Here is a 20,371-nt window from a genome sequence, read left to right on the forward strand (position 1 = left end):
AATTATAAATAGTTAAAGTAATAACGAATTCTCTCTAGAATCCCCATGCGCCCCCTTGTTAAGGGGGATCTTAGGTATTCATTCTTGTGCTGTGAATCCAACATCAAATATCCCCTAACTGAGGCCTTATCAGGAGGTCTTCCACCACACTACCCGGACTCAATTCAGCGGTTGTTACTACCAGCTTAGCGATATCCTGTGCTTTGATGAAACGCTCATCTGGAATGTCCATTCCATCCCAGCTAGGTGTGAGTGTGGCTCCGGGTAAAACTGAAGTCACGCGCACATCCGACTCCTTCAGTTCTTCACGGAGTACTTTAGATAATCCATAAAGGGCAAACTTGGAAATACAGTAAGATCCACCCATCGTATAAGCCATCAAACTTGCCGTAGAGCAAATATTGAAGATATGACCAGCGCCATTTGTCTTCATAGACGGAGCAATCCCGCGTGTGATGTGATAAGCGGAATATAGGTTGGTATCGATCATGAATTCCAGGCTACCCTCCTCTTCACTGAGTACTTCTCCTGGACGGAAAGTTCCTGTATTATTCACCAGCACCGATACCGGTTTGCCAATCATTTTGACGAAATCAAGAAATGCATCAATATCCTCTCTCACCGACAAGTCGGCTTTACAGGTATGGATCTTAGCTTCTTTGGACTTAAGATCCTCCTTAAGCTGCTCCAGATCCTCTTCATTTCTTGCGCAGGTGGCCACGGCATATCCAGCCGAAGTAAATGCCTCAACAATGGCCCGGCCGATGCCTTTTGTGCCGCCGGTAACAACAACAAGCTTGTGCTCCATTCGTTTTTTAGTAAAATTCGACGTAAAGTTAAGCTGGATTTTAGCCAAGAGGTTATTCAAAATAGTTTAGTTTGGCATTTATAAGATTGGATCAACGAAAACATATCGATTTGAGCGTGAATCGTCCTTATTTATTGCGCAAAAACAACACTGATTTATGAAGAGCCTTGGCCTTTATGTGATCTTCATTGGCAATCTCTTTAAGCGAATGGAGTCCTTTCGGACATACGCATCCCTGACCCTCAACGAGTGTATTAAAGTGGGTTACAACTCCGTATTCATTGTAACCGTGATTTCTTTGTTCATGGGTGCGGTGACAACCATTCAGGTGGCCTATAATTTGGTCAGCCCTTTTATTCCAGACTTAATTATTGCAAATGTCGCCAGAGATATGACCCTGCTGGAACTATCTCCTACCATCATTGGGTTGGTTTTTGCAGGGAAGATCGGCTCCAATATTGCGAGTGAACTGGGGACCATGAGGATCACCGAACAGGTAGATGCGCTTGAAGTAATGGGCATCAACGCTACTTCTTATCTCGTACTTCCCAAAATTGTGGCCTCATTGATCATGTTCCCCATGCTGGTGATCATTTCTATGTTTCTGACACTGATCGGAGGCTATTTTGCGGGTACGATGGTCGGTGTGATCAGTGGCACAGATTTCATCTCTGGCATTCGATTGAATTTTGTTCCGTTCGCGATCTACTTCGCCATCATCAAAGCGATTGCCTTTTCATTTGTGGTTGCTTCCTTGTCTGCTTTCAAAGGCTTCTACATCAAAGGTGGAGCACTGGAAGTTGGTGTGGCGTCTACTACAGCCGTCAATAATAGCTGTATTGGTATTCTCGCTGCAGATTATGTACTAGCCAATTTACTGGCCCAATACTTAGGCGCATGATAGAAGTTAGGAACATTAAGAAAAGTTTTGGCGGCAAATCAGTGCTAAACGGGATTGATGGCGTATTCGAAAAAGGGAAAGCCAATCTAATCATTGGCGCCAGTGGCACGGGAAAAAGTGTCCTGCTCAAAAACATGGTTGGATTGATCCAACCAGATCAAGGGGAAGTACTCTACAATGACCGGGATTTCACCAATGGTGATAAAAACATACAAACCGATATTCGAAGAGAAATTGGCATGCTGTTTCAGGGCGGTGCGCTCTTCGATAGCATGAACGTGGAACAGAACATCATGTTTCCACTCAATGTACTAACCGACATGGGACCATCTGAGAAACTGGACCGGGTCAATTTCTGTCTGGAGCGGGTGGACATGAAAGGGGTCAATAAGAAAATGCCTTCTGAGATCAGCGGGGGCATGAAAAAGCGGGTAGGCATTGCCAGGGCGATCGTTACCCAACCTAATTACCTCTACTGTGATGAGCCCAACTCGGGACTGGATCCTCAGACTTCCATTCGCATCGACAATTTGATCAAAGATTTGACGGACGAATACAACATGACCACTGTGGTCGTTACTCATGATATGAATTCTGTAATCGAGATTGGCGATAAGATCATGTTCCTATTCAAGGGAGACAAGCTGTGGGAAGGATCCAGTGAGGACATCATGCATACGGACGTACCGGAACTCAATGATTTCGTATTCGCCACTCGTCTTATGAAAAAGATCAAAGCGGAATAACGTTACTTGCTCATGGACTCTCCTTCAAAAGGACAAAAACGACTGCAGTTTCTTTATAAATACCTTTTCGAATTTGCAGTGGTATTTTCGGGTGTTTTCCTGGCCTTCTGGCTGACAGAGCGAAATGACCAACATAAAGCAGCCCAAAAACAAAAGGATATTTATCAGGCCATTTATGAAGATCTGCAGAGTTTTCATGAATCTGGGAAAAGGTCGAATCCCGATGGATTTATTCTGCTATTCGAAAAATGGGACAGACAATTTGATAGTTTGGTACTGATCAAAAAGATCCCTCAAAGGATGAGCATCAGAGGAGATTATTGGCAATTGCCCATTGTACAATCCATGATGCAAAGTAGCATTCTTAATGAAATTAATATCGCCACCTTCAAAAAGGTCGCGAAAATATATACCGTGCATCAAAACTTCCTGCGAACGATACAGGAATTCAATCAATACTATGATCAATATGTCACCGCGGAATATGATCAGGGTATTGAGCATTTTTATGTGCCGGGTTCTCAGCAATTAAAACCAAAATATTCTTATCTAAACCGGGCAAATTCAGATATCGCCAGATTCGCTGAGGTACTGGTAAAAATCACCGGTGAACTTGCCGCAGACATAAAAACACAACATCTTGAGTGATTTTGTGATTATCTTTTTATTACGGATTTTGAATTTAGCAACATGTATATGGACTTCTCGCAACGTATGAAACAACTCTCCATTGTTTGCCTTGTACTATTGACGTTCTTCGCTTCTGCTCAGGATTTATCGGCCCCTATCCCGATGGATGAAGCAGTGAAGAGCGGAAAATTGGACAATGGGCTAACTTATTATCTAAGAAAGAATAGTTATCCTGAAAACCGTGCGCAACTTCGTCTGGTGGTCAATGCTGGATCCATGCAGGAAGATAAATCTCAATTGGGACTCGCCCACTTCATTGAACATATGGCTTTCAATGGCAGTACGAACTTTGAAAAGAACGACCTGGTGGACTTCCTGCAGTCAATCGGAGTGGAATTCGGTGCAGATTTGAATGCTTACACCAGTTTTGATGAAACGGTTTACATCCTGCCCTTACCTACCGATGATGAAGAAGTCTTAATGAAAGGACTGACTGTGCTGGAAGACTGGGCCGGAGGAATCGCTTTCTCGGACGAGGAAATTGATAAAGAACGTGGAGTCATCATCGAAGAGTGGCGCATTGGCCAAGGTGCACAACAGCGCATGCGAGATCAGTACTTCCCAGTATTGTTTCAGGGTTCACGCTACGCCGAAAGACTTCCCATTGGTAAGAAAGACATCATCGAAAATGCACCCTATGACGAGTTGAAAAGGTTCTACAAAGATTGGTACCGTCCCGATTTGATGGCAGTAGTGGTTGTGGGTGATGTAGACCTTGACCAAATGGAAAAAGAGATCAAAAAACGTTTTTCCAAACTGAAACCAGTAAAGAAGCCTCGTCAGAAAGAATCTAACACCGTCCCTGCACACAAAGAAACGTTGGTTTCTGTGACCAAGGATGCCGAGAATCCTTATACGATCATTCAAATGATCTACAAGCGGCCTTCCCGCCCAGTGAAAACTCAGGGTGATTTCAGAAATAGCTACCTTAAATCCATTTACAATCGCATGTTGAATGCTCGTTTGTCTGAACTGACACAGACAGCTCAACCACCTTTTCTTTTCGCCAGTTCGAACTTTGGCTCTTTCGTCCGTGGAACCAGTTCTTATTCTTCATTTGCTGTAGTAGGCGAAGACAAAATTGCCAAAGGGCTGGAAACACTGGTCATGGAGAATGAGCGGGTAAGGAAATTCGGGTTTACAGAAACTGAGCTTTCCAGAACCTTACAAAACATGCTCAAGGAATATGAGAGCTATGAAAAAGAAAAAGACAAGACCGAATCTCAGAGCTACACCTCAGAATATGTCAATCACTTTCTGGAAGAAGAGCCTTCTCCCGGCATCACATACGAATTTGAATTCCTGCAGCAAATTGCACCAACCATCACTGTCGATGAGATCAATGCACTGGCAACACAATACATCACCGATGAAAACAGGGTGATCCTGGTGAATGGAATTGATAAGGAAGGTGTTTCATTGCCTTCTGAAGAAGAAGTATTGGCCATGGTAAACAATGTGGACCTATCGTCGATCACTGCTTACGAAGATGCGGTAAGCGATGATCCTTTGCTGCCTGCGCTCCCTTCTTCTGGAAAAGTTGTTTCCACTGAGACCAATGAAACAGTGGAAACGACCGAATTGATCCTATCTAATGGCATGCGGATCGTGGTAAAACCTACGGATTTCAAAAACGATGAAATTCAAATGTCCGCTTTTAGCCGTGGAGGAAGTTCACTCTACGACGATGAAGTAGCCCCTAGTGCCACTAATGCTTCTGGTGTGGCTTCCGTAGGTGGCGTCGGTGCTTTTTCAGCTGTGGAATTAAACAAAAAGCTAGCTGGCAAGAATGTATCCGTAAGACCTTACATCAGTACTCTTCAGGAGGGTTTCTCTGGTTATTCCACACCTGAAGATCTTGAAACTTTACTTCAGTTGACTCATTTGTATTTTACCCAGCCCCGAAAGGATGAAGAAGCTTTCATGGGCTTCATGGAACGCAATAAGACCTTCCTGAAAAACCTGGAGGTTAATCCTAACTTCTACTTTCAGGATCAGGTAAGTAAGATCATGTCCCAAAATCACCCTAGAGGTGGCGGATTCCCAACTGAAGAAGAACTCAATTCCATTTCTCAAGACAAAGCCCTTGATATTTACAAGGAAAGGTTTGCAAATGCCGGTGATTTCACCTTCTTTTTTGTTGGAAATATCAACCTGGAAGACGCCACTCCTCTCCTGGAAAAATACCTGGGTTCTTTGCCAGGTAATGACACCAAAGAAAACTTCCGGGACCTGGGCATCCGTCCACCAGCTGGTCCTCTGGACGAGAAGATCTACAAAGGAGTTGATGAAAAAAGTACGGTAAGATTGACCTTCGTTGGAGAGAAAAAGCTAGACGGTGAAACCCGATATCAGTGGAGGTCTCTTGCAGAAGTGGTCAGTAATTTGCTGATTGAGGTACTTCGCGAAGATGAAAGTGGTGTCTACGGAGCAGGTGCATCTGCATCGGCTACTAGTTTCCCTTATGACAACTACAGATTCAACATCAGCTTTCCATGTGCTCCGGAGAACGTAGGTCGATTGGTCGAAGCGGCAATCAACGAAGTGAAGAAAATCCAAGAAAATGGCATCGAAGAAGATGAGATCAAAAAAGTGCAGGAAGGCCAGATCAAAAACTGGGAAGAAAGCCTGAAACAAAACCGCTTTTGGATGAGTAGGTTGAATTCCTATTATTTAAATGAGGGTGATCTGAACAATTGGTATAACTACGAAAAGTACGTAGAGAACCTGAATAGTGATGACATGAAGGCCCTTGCCAACGAATTGATCGACCTTGATAAAATGATCAAAATCGTACTTTACCCGGAATCGGAGGAGTAAGATCATAGCAACTTTAAAGAGCTACAAGCTCCAAAATATAGATTGCTCGGGGTAACCCGAGCAATTTTTTTAAGTCATTGTTTTGAAATAATCTTTATCCATTTTCCAGGGTAACGGTTATTTTTACAGTAATTCAAAACGACCAATCATGAAAAGTCTTATCCTACTATTCATCACATCAGTCTTATTAATACTATCGAGTTGTAAAGAAGACCTTCCGGGTTTGCCAAGAGGTACTTGCAGACTCACCAAAGAAACAGATCTAAGAGATTACAGCCGTTCCTATAATAAAACCACCGAATTCATATATCAAGAGGACCATTTAGTGACCATTGTTGCTAGCTGGGAGCAACAAGGCACAAGCTTAAATGTTTCAGCTGATGTTTCTTATGATGAAGCAGGTCGTTTATCTCGATTAGATGTGGATGAACAGACCTATTCGGTACTTAGGTATCGTGGAGATACCATTGAAATGATTAAACATACTCCGAGTCCTTTCTACCGCGATACAACGTTGTATCTTACAAATGAAGATGGAAATATATTCCCATTGAGTAAACATGATTACGTATTTAACGAAAAAGAACAACTGACTGATATTTTCTATCATTCGGATCTATTATTACCCGATCCGGAATTATTTTCTTCTTCCCACTACGAATATGATGACCGCATAAACCCTCACCAGAATCTCCCAATCATTGCATCATTTATTAACACTTCAAGTAGTCAACCAACTTCACAAATTTTTTTCAGTTTCATTTCTTCTGACGCCTATTACGGACCAAATAATCCCACAAAATTTTCCCACATCATACAAACGGGCAACGAATACTCAGGTGAATGGACCTATTCTTACAATGATCAAGGATATCCGATTGAAAAAAGTTTTGATTCTTTCAGAACCGTGATGGAATATGAGTGCAACTGATTAAAGTCAGCGGATCTCCGTTACCGAAAAACCAACAAAATAACATGAAACGACTACTCGTTGTAATACCTGCAAAAACAATCGGAGGACTCTTAGGTGCACTCATCACCATTACTTTCTTAAGTTGTAAAGAAGATGATGCTGCTCCAGGCATATGTCGCATTCAAAGTATTGTCAACATCAACGATGGTGTAACTCGCACAGAACAGTTCGAATATAACGAGGGTATCATTTCAAGTTACTTCGCCTCGGCTCAACTCCCCGATGGCAGAGAATTCCAAATAACAGGAGTACCCTCGTACGATGATGAGGGCAGGCTCATTCGTATCAGGGTTTCAGACGATCATTACACTGAGGTCAATTATTCTGATAATAAGATGGAAGTCATCAATAACAATCCTATCCGATCATTGGCTCCTCAAACTTATCTACTTAATGAACAGAACCAAATCATTGAATTAGAAGGTGCTATCCGATATGAATACAACGAATCCGGCCAATTGATCAGAACCTTTAATCTTTTTGGAAGTGAACCATTCTTACAATTCGAGTATGAATATGACAATAGCACCAATCCGCTCCAGGGTGTTTTACTCACAGGACTACTGGTTATAGACCAAGACCCATTCATGACGATTAACCCCGTTTTCAATTTTCAGGCAGGCCCCAATAACCTTGTCAAGTCAACAAGATATGATCAACTCGGTCAAATTCTATCGGAAGTGACCTTCGATTGGGAATACAATGAACTCGGTTTACCCGTCAGCTTCGAAGGAGAGAGTCGCATGAGCAGCTACACTTACGAATGTCGATAACCGAACTGATAGATGGAATCGATGCATTAAAAAAGGCTGTCCAGAATGAACAGCCTCTTGAATTAAGAATCAGAAATATGATCCGTTAGTAACTTGGATTTTGCTCTAAGAAATCATTGTTATCAATTTCCTGTGTTGGCAAAGGCAAGACCAACCGGTCATCACTTGGAATGGACGGTTTCAATGTTCGCGCATTGCCAAGACGAATCGCATCGAACCAGGAATGGCTACCTTCAAATGCCAATTCCTTCACCTTCTCTTCCTGTAATAGCCCCAGAAACTCTTCCACCGTCCCGGCGGTAGCATCGGCCAACCCTACACGTCCTCGGATCACGTTTAAGTCGGCGAGTGCGCCTGCCAAATCCGGAGCTGCCTGCCGTGCCAAAGCTTCCGCACGGATGAAGTACAATTCAGCTAGTCGCATGATGTAAGCCGGATCGTCCTGTGTATTAACATTCGGATATTTCAGTACTTCAGGAACGCTCGGGTCAGCACTGGCTGCTTCTCTCGGGTCTCCGGCAATCAATGCCAAATACTGTGGTGTAGGACCGTAATCCTGTCTTCCACCGGAAGCCTGACTCAAGAAAAAGAACGAGTGACCGGACTGCTCTGTGGTAGCATTGGCAAACATGCCAAAAATCAACTCACTGGAGGCCAATCGGTTGATGAATATATCATCATAGACTGCCTCCAATGCAAAAGAACCTCCATCGATCACTTGCGTTGCCAGGCTTATGGCAGTTTCAAAATCCCCTTGATACAAAGCTACTCTGGCCTTCAATGCCCTTGCGGCAACCACAGAAGTCAGGTGGCTGGCGCTGAAGTCAGGGCCATTAGCGATGGCAAAGTCCAGGTCTTCGTTGATCGAGGCATAAGTCTCCGCTACTGTCGATCGGGCCAGGTCCTTATTTGTCGTATTTCCGGGAACCAATCTTAAGGGTGCACCTAAGGGTGAACCGGTATCCCAAAAACGACCAAAGAAACGCAACGCATCGAAATGTGCCAACGCTCTCAGGAATCTTGCCTCTGCGATGATCTCGTTTTTACGAGAAGCAGGACTGAACGCCATTTCGTCAATGTTCGGAACCGCTTCAATCACATTAGAAGCCCGATCCGCCATCTCATAGATGTCGTCCCAGGTTCCTGTCAGCGTATTATCTGCCGGCGAAACATTGTTGTTCTCCGAATCGAAGGTGATACTACGAGTGGTACTGGCCGTAGAACCTAAATAGATGAACTGATTCGGTCCATAGATCACTTGCATCCTGCCGTAATAACCTCCTTGATTCATGGCGGCATATGTCCCGTTGAGGGCGCTTTCCGCATCAACCGGCGTGGTGATGGCAGTAACATTGGACAAACTTTGCTGTGGCTCCGTGTCCAGGTTATCGTACAGACCACATGCACTCAAAAGCGCGATTACGGCAACTGTTAAGGCTGTTTTATTCAATATACTTTTCATTGCTATTCTTGATTAAAATCCAACTCTTACTCCAAATGTGTAGGTCTTACCACTTGGATAAGTATCATTATCCACTCCCAGTGCGGCACCTTCATTTCCTCCGAAAGTGCTTACCTCAGGATCCACACCAGAGTAATTGGTAGCAGTCCAAAGGTTGGTAGCCATCGCATAGATGTTCACATTACCCAGGAACGTGTTATTCAACAAGCTCTGGGGCAGGTCATAGGAAAGAGAGAGTGTTTTCAATCTCAGATAAGAACCATCCTCTACCAAAAAGCTTGAAACCCTACGGTTATTGTTTGGATCGCCAATGATCACTCTAGGCACGTCGGTGTTAGGGTTTTCAGGTGTCCATCTTTCCAGGTTTCTGGTAATCACATTGTCCTGATTTCTCATGAACATGGTACCTCTCAGTCCGAAGTTCATGATATCATTCCCCTGAGAAAACTGGAAGAACGCATTCAGGTTAAGGCCTTTCCAGCTCATACTACTGGTCACTCCGCCGAAAATATCCGGATTAGGGTTACCCAGGATCACCCGATCATCTTCTGTGATCTTCCCGTCACCATTAGTATCTCTGAATCGAAAGTCACCAGGAGCAGTTCCGGCTGCCTGATAGATCCCATCGGAAGCACCTGCATTGATCGCATCTATTTCTTCCTGATTCTGGAAGATGCTTTCTACTTCATATCCGAAGAAAGCACCGAGCGGCTCTCCTTCCCGGATAATGCTCTGATTGAACCCCGTGGTATTGATATCGCTTCCGTCAACCAGTTTGATCACACGGTTTCTGAATAATGTCACATTACCAGAAACATTCCAGGAGAAATCACCAAGGGCCAATACTTCACCACCTAATTCAATCTCCAGTCCTTTATTCTCCATCTCTCCGACATTTTGGAAGACACTGTTGAATCCTGATGTTCTAGGTAGAGGAACTTGTAATAAGATGTCCGTAGTTACCTTTTCGAAGTAATCAACAGAACCAGTTACCCGGCCTTCGAACAAGGCAAAGTCTACCGCCAGATCTACTTGAGTTGCTACTTCCCACTTCAGTCCTGAGTTGGCAATTTGTGAAGGTCTGGTACCTCCATTGCCGCCATAGAATACATCGCCGTTGAACAACCCACGAGAAGCAAAGTTTCCTACTTTGTGATTACCCGTAACACCCCAGCTTGCTCGCAACTTCAGGGTTTCTACAAAGGCTGCATTGAAGAACGTTTCATTCGAAAGGTTCCAGGCTAAACCCAGTGAAGGGAAAAACCCGAATCGGTTGTCTTCTCCAAATCGGGAAGAACCATCTGTTCGCACCGTACCTGTAAACAAGTAACGATCATCAAAGTTGTAGTTGACTCTGGCGAAATAAGACTGTAAGCCCCAATCTGTAATCAATCCATCCGCGTTGGTGGGTGTAGAAGCTGAATTGAAGGTACGCAAGATCTCGTTCGGGAAGTTGGCCACAGCCGCAGAATACTGATCTCGTTCTACCTTTTGCCACTCCGCTCCTACCAGCGCATTGAATTTATGATCCGTATTGATATCAAATGCATAATTGGCTGTGTAGGTATTGTTGATGGTGATGCTCTCATCCTGACCTCTTTCTGCCCATCCGAATCCATTCAAAATTCCACCAAGGGTCGAAGGCGCCCAGTAAAGGTCTCTTGCTGTATTGATATAATCTGCAGAAAAAGTCCCTTTGATGATCAGGTTTTCAATAGGCTCATAGGTAGCAAAGAAACTCCCCAGGAACCGATAGCTTCGAAACTCATTGTCATAATCCTCCGCAGCAGCTACGGCATTATCAAACTGATTGGTAGACGTAAAACTTCCATCAGGATTACGGATCTCAAAATCTGGCCTGGTCCGTTGTGCAGAGAAATAAGGCCCGATGATAAAGTTGTCATTAGACTGGATCTGATCTGTCGTGTGACTCAACATCATGGAGTTTCCGAATTTCACTTTCTCTCCGGCTTTCGCATCCAGATTGACCCGCGCAGTAATCCGATCGAAGCTGGTTCCGATCTGCGTACCTTCCTGATCATCGTATTGCACCGAAGTAAAATAAGACAAGCCATCTGTCCCGCCACGGGCAGATACACTGAATTGAGAAGTACGCGCCGTTCTGAATACCGCATCTAACCAGTCCGTATCTCCACCATTCCAGAAATCATCTGCTCTGGGATCCAATCCAGCATTCACCCTGGCTTCATTTTGAAGCTCGATGTATTGTTCTCTGTTGAGCACATCAGGTAAATCAAATACCTCAGTAAATCCGGTGTTATAGCCTACGTCTATTTTCGCCTTTCCTGGTATCCCCCGTTTTGTCGTGATCAAAACCACGCCATTAGCAGCTCTGGAACCATAAATAGCCGTTGCAGAGGCATCTTTCAGCACTTCAATTGACTCGACATCATTGAAATTGATCTGGTTCATGGAGTTACCCGCCTGACCTCCAAAACCACCAAATGAGCCTTGTCCACCAGCAGTAAGGGTCGTCGAGAAAATGTCTGTTGGCTCAATGGGAACTCCATCCACCACATATAAAGGCTGGTTATTCGAATTGATCGAGGCGGATCCTCTGACCCTTACAGAAATTCCTCCGCCCGGCTGTCCGTTGTTATTAACGACAGAAACACCCGCAGCCCGACCTTGCAAAGCCTGATCAATCCCTGGTACTGGTACTCTGGCAATGTCTTCTCCTTTCACCGAAGCAATCGCACCCGTCAGGTCCTTTCTATTTTGGATTCCGTAACCGGTTACGACCACTTCAGATAAACGTTGCACATCGCTCAGCATGCTCACGTCCACAACCGACCTTGAACCTACTTCTACTTCTTGAGTCAATAAACCGACAAATGTGAAAACAAGGATAGGGTTATCTCCATCAATCGTTACCCGATAATTACCATCCAGGTCCGTTGAGGTACCAGAAGCCGTCCCTTTCAAGAGCACGTTGACCCCCGGAATGGCCTCTCCAGTGTCATCAGTCACCCTACCGGAGACCGTCCTGGTTTGAGCCTGTGTAGCAAACACCACCCCAAGACATAAAAACAATAGTAAAATGTTCTTCATAAGCTAATCTATCTTTTGTATTAGGTGGTAATGTTAGTTGTTGTGGCAAGTGACGAATTGTAGAAAAAATCGTGTCAGTTGTAGAAAAGAAGGCAACAAAGAGTAAGGGAATTCAGTATTGAGGTTGGCCTGATTGAAAAGTTCAGATAATCAGTGGCTTAGGATAAAAACCAGTCATGTCGATCCATGCTTCGGATCGCCCAAAACGTAAAAATTCCCATGGTCTTTAACAGAAAAGTTGCCTTAAGTAACTGTTCTGACCTTATTGTGAATCATTCTATTTTTACGAATTGTAATTAATCACAACAAGAAGGATGAAAATACGCCCATACGTTCTCGCAGAAACCAATTGGGAAGCCCTAAAAGATGCCCATTTTGAATTGGCCATTTTACCTTGGGGAGCTACCGAGGCACACAATTATCACCTGCCCTACGCAACAGATATCATCGAATCAGAATTCATCTCTCATGAATCTGCCAGGATCGCCTGGGAACAAGGTGCCAAGGTGATTGTCTTGCCTACCATTCCTTTCGGCGTGAACACCGGACAATCAGACATTTATTTGGACATTAATCTTAATCCAAGTACACAGATGGCTATCCTTCAGGATGTCCTGGAAGTATTGAACAGACAAGGTATCAAGAAATTCATGTTGCTGAACAGCCATGGTGGCAACAACTTCAAACCCCTGATCCGTGAACTGGGTCTGAAATTTCCAGAGATGTTCCTTTGCATGACTGACTGGTTCCGATCATTGGACAAAACGAAATATTTTGACGAAATGGGTGACCATGCCGACGAAATGGAAACAAGCCTGATGTTACATTTTCGACCAGATCTAATTCTACCTAAGGATCGTTGGGGAGATGGAAAGGAAAAGCAACACAAAATCAAAGCCTTTACTGAAGGCTGGGCCTGGTCTGAGCGACAATGGTCCCAAATCAGTGAGGATACTGGAACAGGCAACCCGCATCACTCGACTGCCGAAAAGGGAGAACGATTTTTCAAGGATGTCACAGAAAAGATGGGCAAGTTGCTGTACGATATTGCCAAAGCGGATCCGGAAGATTTGTATGAGTAACATCGGCATAAAACCAGCCTGCATCTTCTTATTAGAAAAATCGACAAGTTCGTAAACAAAGGGCCTTCCTTCTGGTTGTAAAGGCATGCCCGTCATCCAACTAGAAACAACGATCCATGCCCCCATTGAACGGTGCTTTGACCTTTCACGAAGTATAGACCTGCATGCAGACTCCATGTCCCATACGAATGAGAGACCCATTGCCGGAAGAACTTCGGGTTTAATTGAATTGAATGAGACTGTAACCTGGAGCGCACGTCACTTTGGGATTACCCAGCAACTGACTTCCCTGATCACCGATGTTGAAAGTCCCACTTTTTTTGCAGATGAAATGGTAAAGGGTGCATTCAAAAGGTTTCGACATGAACATCATTTCTCAGAAAAGGACGGCACAACAACCCTCATCGACATTTTTGATTACACTTCTCCGATGGGACTTCTTGGAAAACTTTTTGATTTTTTAGTCTTGAAGAATTACATGCGAGATCTACTGATCAAGCGGAATGACGTGTTAAAAGCGTACGCCGAATCAGATAAGTGGAAAACCTTGTTAACGGCACCATGAATCCTTACTAATGCTCTATTGAGTTGCGTTAACCAGTTTTTTAGTAGCCACAAGTTGACCGTTATTATCAAGTAATTGACCAAAGTACAGGCCTGGATCATATTCGGGACTAGAAGAAGATTCTCGGAAAACAGGCACAGAAGTGAATGACTCACCTGTACCAGCGTAAAATGTAGATGGATTCACCGGATCATACGCCAGCGAGGAGATAGACATTGATTCCCAATCATCCGATATGGGAACCCATTGGGCATTATCTCTAAAATCCGGATTGTACCACATGCCACCCGTTGCCGTACCAATCCATAAGCGATTTTCATCATTAGGGTCAATCATCAAAGCGCGGGTACGTCCTGCCATTTCCTTTGAAGGGACCTGTTCTCAAGACTGCTCTCGGGTCTCCTACTGCACCCTCGCGCGCTGTGGTAAAATCTTAGGGACTTGTTTTGTAACGGGGTTCATGGTCATGATCAAGTCCCGGTATGAGGCTTTATCAGGACCTGAAAGTTCTAATTGCGCCAGCGATTGAATTTCGGAGAGGTATCCTTTTCTGGTAGCAAGCCTGTCACTTTGATTTCCGTACTCATACAAAAATGGAAGGGGCAGCAAGGACCAGAAAAAATGCTCCAAATAGCGGATTCTTCATGTGGAGAGATAGCTTTAGGTTTGAGGTAAGACAATTTTCCTAAGCAGATTTCATGAAAAAAGCAGCGATAAATGATTACCGCTGCCATGCAGTCTAATTTACTTTTATTAAGTGACCCTACTCATTTTTCAAATTCTCCGAAGGATTGGCCTGGGCCGCCCGAAGGGCATGAAAGCCGGTAGTCGAGACGGTCACTATCAAAATGATCAACGTCACCAGTGCAAACAACAAGAAATTGATATTGACATGATATTCGAACCCATCGAGCCAGTTTTGCGCGAACACAAAGGCGCAAACAAATGCCGGTACCGCACCAATCAACACCAACCAAACGAACTCTTTCACCAATAATGAAATCAATCCTTTCACACTGGCACCCAATACCTTTCGAATACTGATTTCCTTGCTGCGTTGTTCAGCTGTAAATGAAGCCAAACCTAATAATCCCAAAGATGCGATGATGATCATCATGATGGAAAAACCGAGGAATAAATTACCTCGTACCTGATCTTCCTCATAGAACTCCACGAAATTCTGATCCAGGAACTGGGATTCAAATGGCAAGTTTGGAAAGAGTTCACCCCAGGCATTCTCAATAGCCGTCATCGTTTGTTGATAATTGCCACTCAACCTAACCATCACCCGGGGATTGGAAAGGTCAGGCAGGAACAAAAGTGGCTCGATCGGATCATACAACGACCTGTGATGGAAATCCTTAGACACGCCGATCACCTTATGAAATACGGTAGAATCTTGTGCAATTTGGAATCGCTTCCCTATCGGATTCTCCCATTGTAACCTACGTACCATGGCCTCATTAACAATGACTGCCTGGGCAGTATCCGTACTGAACTCAGTAGAGAAATTTCTTCCTTCGACAATCTCTACTCCCAGGGTAGGAAAGTATTCAAAATCTACTGCAAACAAATTGACACCAAAATCATCCATGACCCCATCTTTAGTTTCGACTGGTATGAGATTCTTTGAATAACCACTTCCGGGAACCGTTCCTGCGGTAGCTACTGAAGTAATATTCGGGTTCTGCAGTAGTCGATTCTTCAGTACCTCCCACCGCTGCCGTGATTCACCACGTAAACGAAACGTCGCCACCTGATCTTTATCGAATCCCAGATCTTTGCTTCGTACATATTGCATCTGATCATAGATTATGAAGGTACTGATCAGCATGAAAATGGAAATTGCAAACTGTAAACCCACAAGGCCTCTTCGCAACCATTGATTACCAGCCCGTTTGGCTCCTCCGCCACCTCGCAAGGCTTTTGTAGGTGTAAATGCAGACAGGTAAAACGCTGGATAAGAACCACTCAAAACACCTGTCACGACCATGATCGCAAGGATTACCAAAATGATCTCGGTAGTCATCAAATTAGCCACATCAAGTGTGGTACCCAGTTCCGAATTGATCACAGGAACAACCAACGCCAGCAATAGTAAACTCAAGACCAGACTGGTAAAAGCAATCACAAGACTTTCGGCAATGAACTGGCTGATCAATGTTCCTCGCTGAGCCCCCATCGTTTTCCTGATCCCTACTTCTAATGAACGTTTCATGGAACGAGCTGTCGCCAGGTTCATGTAATTGATGCAGGCGATGATGATCAGGAATAAAGCGACAACAGCGAAGATGTATATATAATCTATGCTCCCGAGAGGAGTTGGCTCTCCCTCATAGTCCGAATGCAAGTGAATATCTCTGATCGGCAGTAACTCGTATACAATACTAATATTGAATTGATCGAAAATGACACGTACATAGGTGTCCATGATCTCCTTGTTCAGCTTGTCTTCAACGACCTTAGGATCCGCGGACTCATTAAGTTTGACATAGGTGAAAATATTGAATCCTCCCCAGTTCTGGCTGTTATACAATCCCTGAATGGTACTGGCTGAAGCCATCGCATTGGCAACGATATGGGAATTCTGAGGTTGGTCTTTATAAACTCCTGTTACTTTATATGAATTGTTATCTGTAGCCAGAAGTTCTCCTATGGGGTTTTCTCCTTTGAAAATCCGCTGAGCTTCAGACTCACTCAAACAAATGGTATTGGGTTCATTCAAAGCGGTGGCCGGATCACCTTGCAAAAACTCATAAGTGAACACGTTAAATACCGTGGAGTCCACCAGATACATATCTTCGACATTGTAACTGATGTTGTTACGCTCCAGTCTTGTCCTGCCCTGAGGCACGAAACGCACGTACTGATCCACTTCTCCGAAAGTCTCCTTCACCGTGCGTCCAACTGGCAATTGGGTGACCGCCCAATTGAAAGAGTCATCCGGTTCAGAAATCCTGGAGGAGATCCGATAGATCAGATCTGCATCTTTATGGTAGTTATCGAAACTGAGTTCCTGAAAAAGATAAAGTAGTATGAGCAAACTGGATACGATCCCCAGTGTAAGCCCAAAAATGTTGAGTGCGGCATAGCCAGGCTGACGAAGCAAGTGCCTTACCGCAATGCGTAGATAGTTTTTATACATGTTTGTTGACCTTTGATTCGAATCTTGCGTTTTTTAGCGAATCCTGCAATAACGAAGTGGACCAACGCCGAATAGCAGGTATGAAAGGGAGACTGTCTATCTGCTCAGAAGTTACAAACAAGTAAAAAAGAAATTAGAAGGATGGATTAAGTCTCTGACTTAATCCATCTGATAAATTCAAGTCTGAGACTTGATTTCACTGAAAGCCTTCAGTTACAAACCATAGCCAGAGACGGCCGTAAAGATCGTAAGCCTAAATCATCTATTCATCTCTCAGCGAGTCCACCGGGTTACTTCTGGCTGCTCTCAATATCTGCCAGATGATGGCTCCGCTTACAAAAGCCAGGACTGTTCCTGTTGCGCCCACATAACTAAAAAGATTTGGAGATATTCGATCCGCAAATGCTTCCAACCAAGAGGTAGAAGCCCACCAGGCCAGTGGCCAGGCAATCAGCGTGGCAATGACTACCAATCGGATCACACCTACGGAAAGCAGCCCCAACAACCTCGCGATTCCTGCTCCCAGGACCTTACGAATACCAATTTCCTTTTGACGAGCCGAGGTGATATAGGTCATTAGGCCAATCAATCCCATGCAAGCAATGAATACGGTCAACCCGGCAAAAACCAGGAGAATCCTACCCGTAGAAGATTCCGCCTGATACAGGTTTCTGAAGTCTTCATTCATAAAGAAATACTGCAAGGGCTTTTCTCTCGCAAATTCACCCCAGGACTGGTCAATAAATCCAAGTGTTTCTTCCAGATCAGTAACATGGGACAACTTAACATTGATGTACTGGCTGTCTGCCAATTCTGAAAGTTCCAGTGACATGGGCGCCATCTGTTGGTGCAACGATTGCACGTGATAGTTCTTCATTACCCCAATGATGGTCAAAGGACGATCTTTCTTAAAAGCGGAAGTAAGTTGCTGTCCAATGGGATCTTCGAAACCAAATTTGCTAGCTGCGGTTTCATTGATCACTACGGCATTCGAGTCTGAAGGAAAGTCTTTAGAGAAAAACCGACCTTGAACCAATTCGAACCCAAATACCTCCTGGTGATCATATTGTATCTGATTATTTAGAAATAAAAAGGTTTCATTGTCCCCTTTCCGGCGATAGGAACGAATGTCATATGACTTCCCAGGTACCGTTTGCGACCGGCTGACTTGCTGAACATTGGGATGCGCTAACAAGGTCTGTTTGAAATTTTGATAATCATCTCCGAGCCAGGAAGGCTTCTTGATTACCATCACCTGATGTTGATCGAACCCCAGGTCCTTGGATAGCATGAAATTAAGCTGACCATAAACCACACTGGCTCCAATGATGATCACAATGGAACAAACGAATTGAAACACCACCAAAAGACTTCTTATACCTTGTTTTTTCCCAGCTTTGTCCGCTCCTTTTATGGCATTCATTGGGGTAAATCGCGATAATGCAAAAGCCGGATACAAGCCTGAAAGCAAGCCAATAAGCAACGCCATACCTAAAAGTATCAATCCAACACTAAAGTGACTAAACAAGTCATAGGTCAATGGTTTCCCTATGAGGTCGAAAAACAGCCCTTTGAACGATTGTACCAAACCAACAGCTAATACCGTGGCAAAAACCGAAAGCATGACTGCCTCAAAAATGAATTGATAGACAATCATTCGACGAGAGGAACCCATGACCTTGCGCACCCCTACTTCTTTACCGCGATTGGCTGCGTGAGCTGTAGCCAGGTTGATGAAATTGAAAATAGCAATGGCCAGACTCATCATCGCAATGAGACCATAGATGTAGATATAGGTGATGTTGCCACCCGTCTCAAGTTCACGATCTGAATGAGATTTCAAATGAATATCTGCTATCGGATTCAGCTTAAAATCTACACGATTGCCTGCTTCTTCCCAGTCTTCAATATCCAGGCCTGTGAAATACTCAATTTCCTTGGCCATGTGATCATAGAAAATGGTGCGAATTCGTGATTCAAAATCAGGCACACTGCTATTTGGTGCCAACCGAATGTAGCAATACTGTGCGGCACTTACCCAGCGGTTCTGATTCCAGGCTTTATTTGACAAGATAGATCCCATCATATTGAACTGGATGTGACTATTGGGAGGAGGATCTGCTACCACGCCTCTAACCGTGTAAAATTCACTGCCCTCATTAATGGTCAGTGTTCGTCCGATCGGATTTTCGTTATTGAAATACTTCTTCGCGTAGGATGCCGTTAATACCAGTGATCTGGGATTCTTCAGGGCATCGTTGGGATTACCTTGCAGGAGTTCGAAATTGAGCACTTTGAAAAATGAGGAATCAGCGAATAAAACATCTTCTTCAACTATCGTCCTGTCTCCATCACCAACAAGCATCGACGCCACTTTCACCATTCGAGTAGCTTGTTCTACTTCAGAATAGTCGTTGAGAAGCATATCAGCCATCGGCCCGGCCGTCGTAGCACTTAGGTTGGCTTCTCCTCGGATCACTGCATGATTTTCAACCCGAAAGATTTGTTTGTGATTGGCATGAAATCGATCATAACTCAATTCATTGACGATGTAAAGTGCAATGAAAATGAAGCTGGTGATCCCAATAGTAAGTCCTGATAAATTGATCAGAAAATAAGAACGGTGCTTACGCAAACTGCGTAACGCTGTGAGATAAAAATTAATTAACATTCCTGTATTTGAGTTTAATTGACCTTCTAGTTTTTTCCAGGCATAGGGCTGGCAACAGCGTACCACATCCCAGGCATAATGAAGCAAGGCCCTGGTTCTCCCTACTTCCTCCAACCGATCGATGTATAATTCTTCGAGATCGCCGTGGAGTTCTTCCAATCGCTCGCTTTTACAATACCATTTGAAAAAGCGGAAAAGGAATCTGACAAATTTGGGCAGCTGTCTTACTGGTTCCATTGAAAAGCTTGTTCAGGAACTTGCTTCCGGAGTTTGGTCCGTAGCTCCATCGATTCGTCGAGGGCTTTTTTCCCTACAGGAGTAATTTGAAATAATCGTCGACGCTTCCCTCCTCGTTTGGCCACCGGATCACTCATCAATGATTTGAGCATTCCCTTTTCTTCCAATCGGTAAAGCGCTTTGTGCACCGCACTGATGTTCACTTTTCGACCGGACTGATCGGCAATTTCTGCTTTGATCGCTACAGCATAAGCTTCCTCATATAGGATAGCTACGATCAATAAAACAATCTCTTCAAATTCCCCGAGGTACAACCTACCCATATTCATCACTTTTGCCAGTAATATACGAGTACTTTTTATTAAAGTTCACTTTTGCCAATAAAATAATTGCCCGATTGGCGCACTTATTATTCCCGATCATAGT

At 44.1% G+C, this 20,371-nt stretch carries 16 protein-coding genes; 8 read left to right on the forward strand and 8 right to left on the reverse strand.

All coding sequences use genetic code 11. The annotated features are described in order from the left end of the window. Nucleotides 1–103: 103 nt before the first annotated feature. The gene (locus R8G66_03905; protein MDW3191477.1) at nt 104–808 is read right to left on the reverse strand and encodes an SDR family oxidoreductase; all 705 of its coding nucleotides are present in this window, start codon (nt 806–808) and stop codon (nt 104–106) included. Nucleotides 809–965: 157 nt separating this feature from the next. On the opposite strand from R8G66_03905, the gene R8G66_03910 reads away from it, so the two are divergent. The 6 genes from R8G66_03910 to R8G66_03935 all read left to right on the forward strand — a co-directional run bounded on the left by R8G66_03910 (nt 966) and on the right by R8G66_03935 (nt 7,711). Then, nucleotides 966–1,709 carry an ABC transporter permease gene (locus tag R8G66_03910; GenBank protein ID MDW3191478.1) on the forward strand — a complete coding sequence of 248 codons (744 nt, stop codon included), beginning with the start codon at nt 966–968 and terminating at the stop codon, nt 1,707–1,709. Beyond that, nucleotides 1,706–2,455 carry an ATP-binding cassette domain-containing protein gene (locus R8G66_03915; GenBank protein MDW3191479.1) on the forward strand — a complete coding sequence of 250 codons (750 nt, stop codon included), beginning with the start codon at nt 1,706–1,708 and terminating at the stop codon, nt 2,453–2,455. The genes R8G66_03910 and R8G66_03915 overlap by 4 nt, the downstream gene beginning before the upstream one ends. A 12-nt stretch (nt 2,456–2,467) precedes the next feature. Continuing rightward, the gene (locus R8G66_03920) at nt 2,468–3,103 is read left to right on the forward strand and encodes a hypothetical protein (protein MDW3191480.1); all 636 of its coding nucleotides are present in this window, start codon (nt 2,468–2,470) and stop codon (nt 3,101–3,103) included. A gap of 66 nt (nt 3,104–3,169) precedes the next feature. Then, the gene (locus R8G66_03925) at nt 3,170–5,965 is read left to right on the forward strand and encodes an insulinase family protein (GenBank protein MDW3191481.1); all 2,796 of its coding nucleotides are present in this window, start codon (nt 3,170–3,172) and stop codon (nt 5,963–5,965) included. Between the two features lie 148 nt (nt 5,966–6,113). Beyond that, entirely contained in the window at nt 6,114–6,896 is a 783-nt protein-coding gene (locus R8G66_03930) for a hypothetical protein (GenBank protein MDW3191482.1), read from the forward strand. Between the two features lie 44 nt (nt 6,897–6,940). Continuing rightward, nucleotides 6,941–7,711, forward strand: a complete 771-nt coding sequence (locus R8G66_03935) for a hypothetical protein (protein MDW3191483.1) — start codon at nt 6,941–6,943, stop codon at nt 7,709–7,711. Nucleotides 7,712–7,796: 85 nt separating this feature from the next. Here R8G66_03935 and R8G66_03940 read toward each other — a convergent pair whose 3' ends face one another. Beyond that, nucleotides 7,797–9,173, reverse strand: a complete 1,377-nt coding sequence (locus R8G66_03940) for a RagB/SusD family nutrient uptake outer membrane protein (protein MDW3191484.1) — start codon at nt 9,171–9,173, stop codon at nt 7,797–7,799. A 12-nt stretch (nt 9,174–9,185) separates the two neighbouring features. Continuing rightward, nucleotides 9,186–12,245 (reverse strand): TonB-dependent receptor, encoded by a 3,060-nt coding sequence (locus tag R8G66_03945; GenBank protein MDW3191485.1) that lies wholly within the window; start codon nt 12,243–12,245, stop codon nt 9,186–9,188. 320 nt (nt 12,246–12,565) lie between these two features. Between R8G66_03945 and R8G66_03950 the strand changes: the two genes are divergently transcribed. After that, nucleotides 12,566–13,327, forward strand: a complete 762-nt coding sequence (locus R8G66_03950) for a creatininase family protein (protein MDW3191486.1) — start codon at nt 12,566–12,568, stop codon at nt 13,325–13,327. Between the two features lie 85 nt (nt 13,328–13,412). Further along, complete coding sequence (locus R8G66_03955; protein MDW3191487.1) at nt 13,413–13,892, forward strand: SRPBCC family protein; 480 nt, start codon at nt 13,413–13,415, stop codon at nt 13,890–13,892. A 15-nt stretch (nt 13,893–13,907) separates the two neighbouring features. Here R8G66_03955 and R8G66_03960 read toward each other — a convergent pair whose 3' ends face one another. The 5 genes from R8G66_03960 to R8G66_03980 all read right to left on the reverse strand — a co-directional run bounded on the left by R8G66_03960 (nt 13,908) and on the right by R8G66_03980 (nt 20,268). Beyond that, entirely contained in the window at nt 13,908–14,252 is a 345-nt protein-coding gene (locus R8G66_03960) for a hypothetical protein (protein ID MDW3191488.1), read from the reverse strand. 149 nt (nt 14,253–14,401) lie between these two features. After that, on the reverse strand, nt 14,402–14,626 hold the full coding sequence (locus R8G66_03965; protein MDW3191489.1) for a hypothetical protein: 225 nt from the start codon (nt 14,624–14,626) through the stop codon (nt 14,402–14,404). Nucleotides 14,627–14,655: 29 nt separating this feature from the next. Beyond that, complete coding sequence (locus R8G66_03970) at nt 14,656–17,037, reverse strand: ABC transporter permease (GenBank protein ID MDW3191490.1); 2,382 nt, start codon at nt 17,035–17,037, stop codon at nt 14,656–14,658. A gap of 262 nt (nt 17,038–17,299) precedes the next feature. Continuing rightward, complete coding sequence (locus tag R8G66_03975) at nt 17,300–19,945, reverse strand: ABC transporter permease (GenBank protein ID MDW3191491.1); 2,646 nt, start codon at nt 19,943–19,945, stop codon at nt 17,300–17,302. After that, nucleotides 19,933–20,268, reverse strand: coding sequence for a helix-turn-helix transcriptional regulator (locus R8G66_03980; GenBank protein ID MDW3191492.1), 336 nt, complete (start codon nt 20,266–20,268; stop codon nt 19,933–19,935). Before R8G66_03980 ends, R8G66_03975 begins: the two co-directional genes overlap by 13 nt. Nucleotides 20,269–20,371: the final 103 nt, after the last annotated feature.

It is taken from the genome of Cytophagales bacterium (genome assembly GCA_033344775.1).
GTDB lineage: Bacteria > Bacteroidota > Bacteroidia > Cytophagales > Cyclobacteriaceae > JAWPMT01.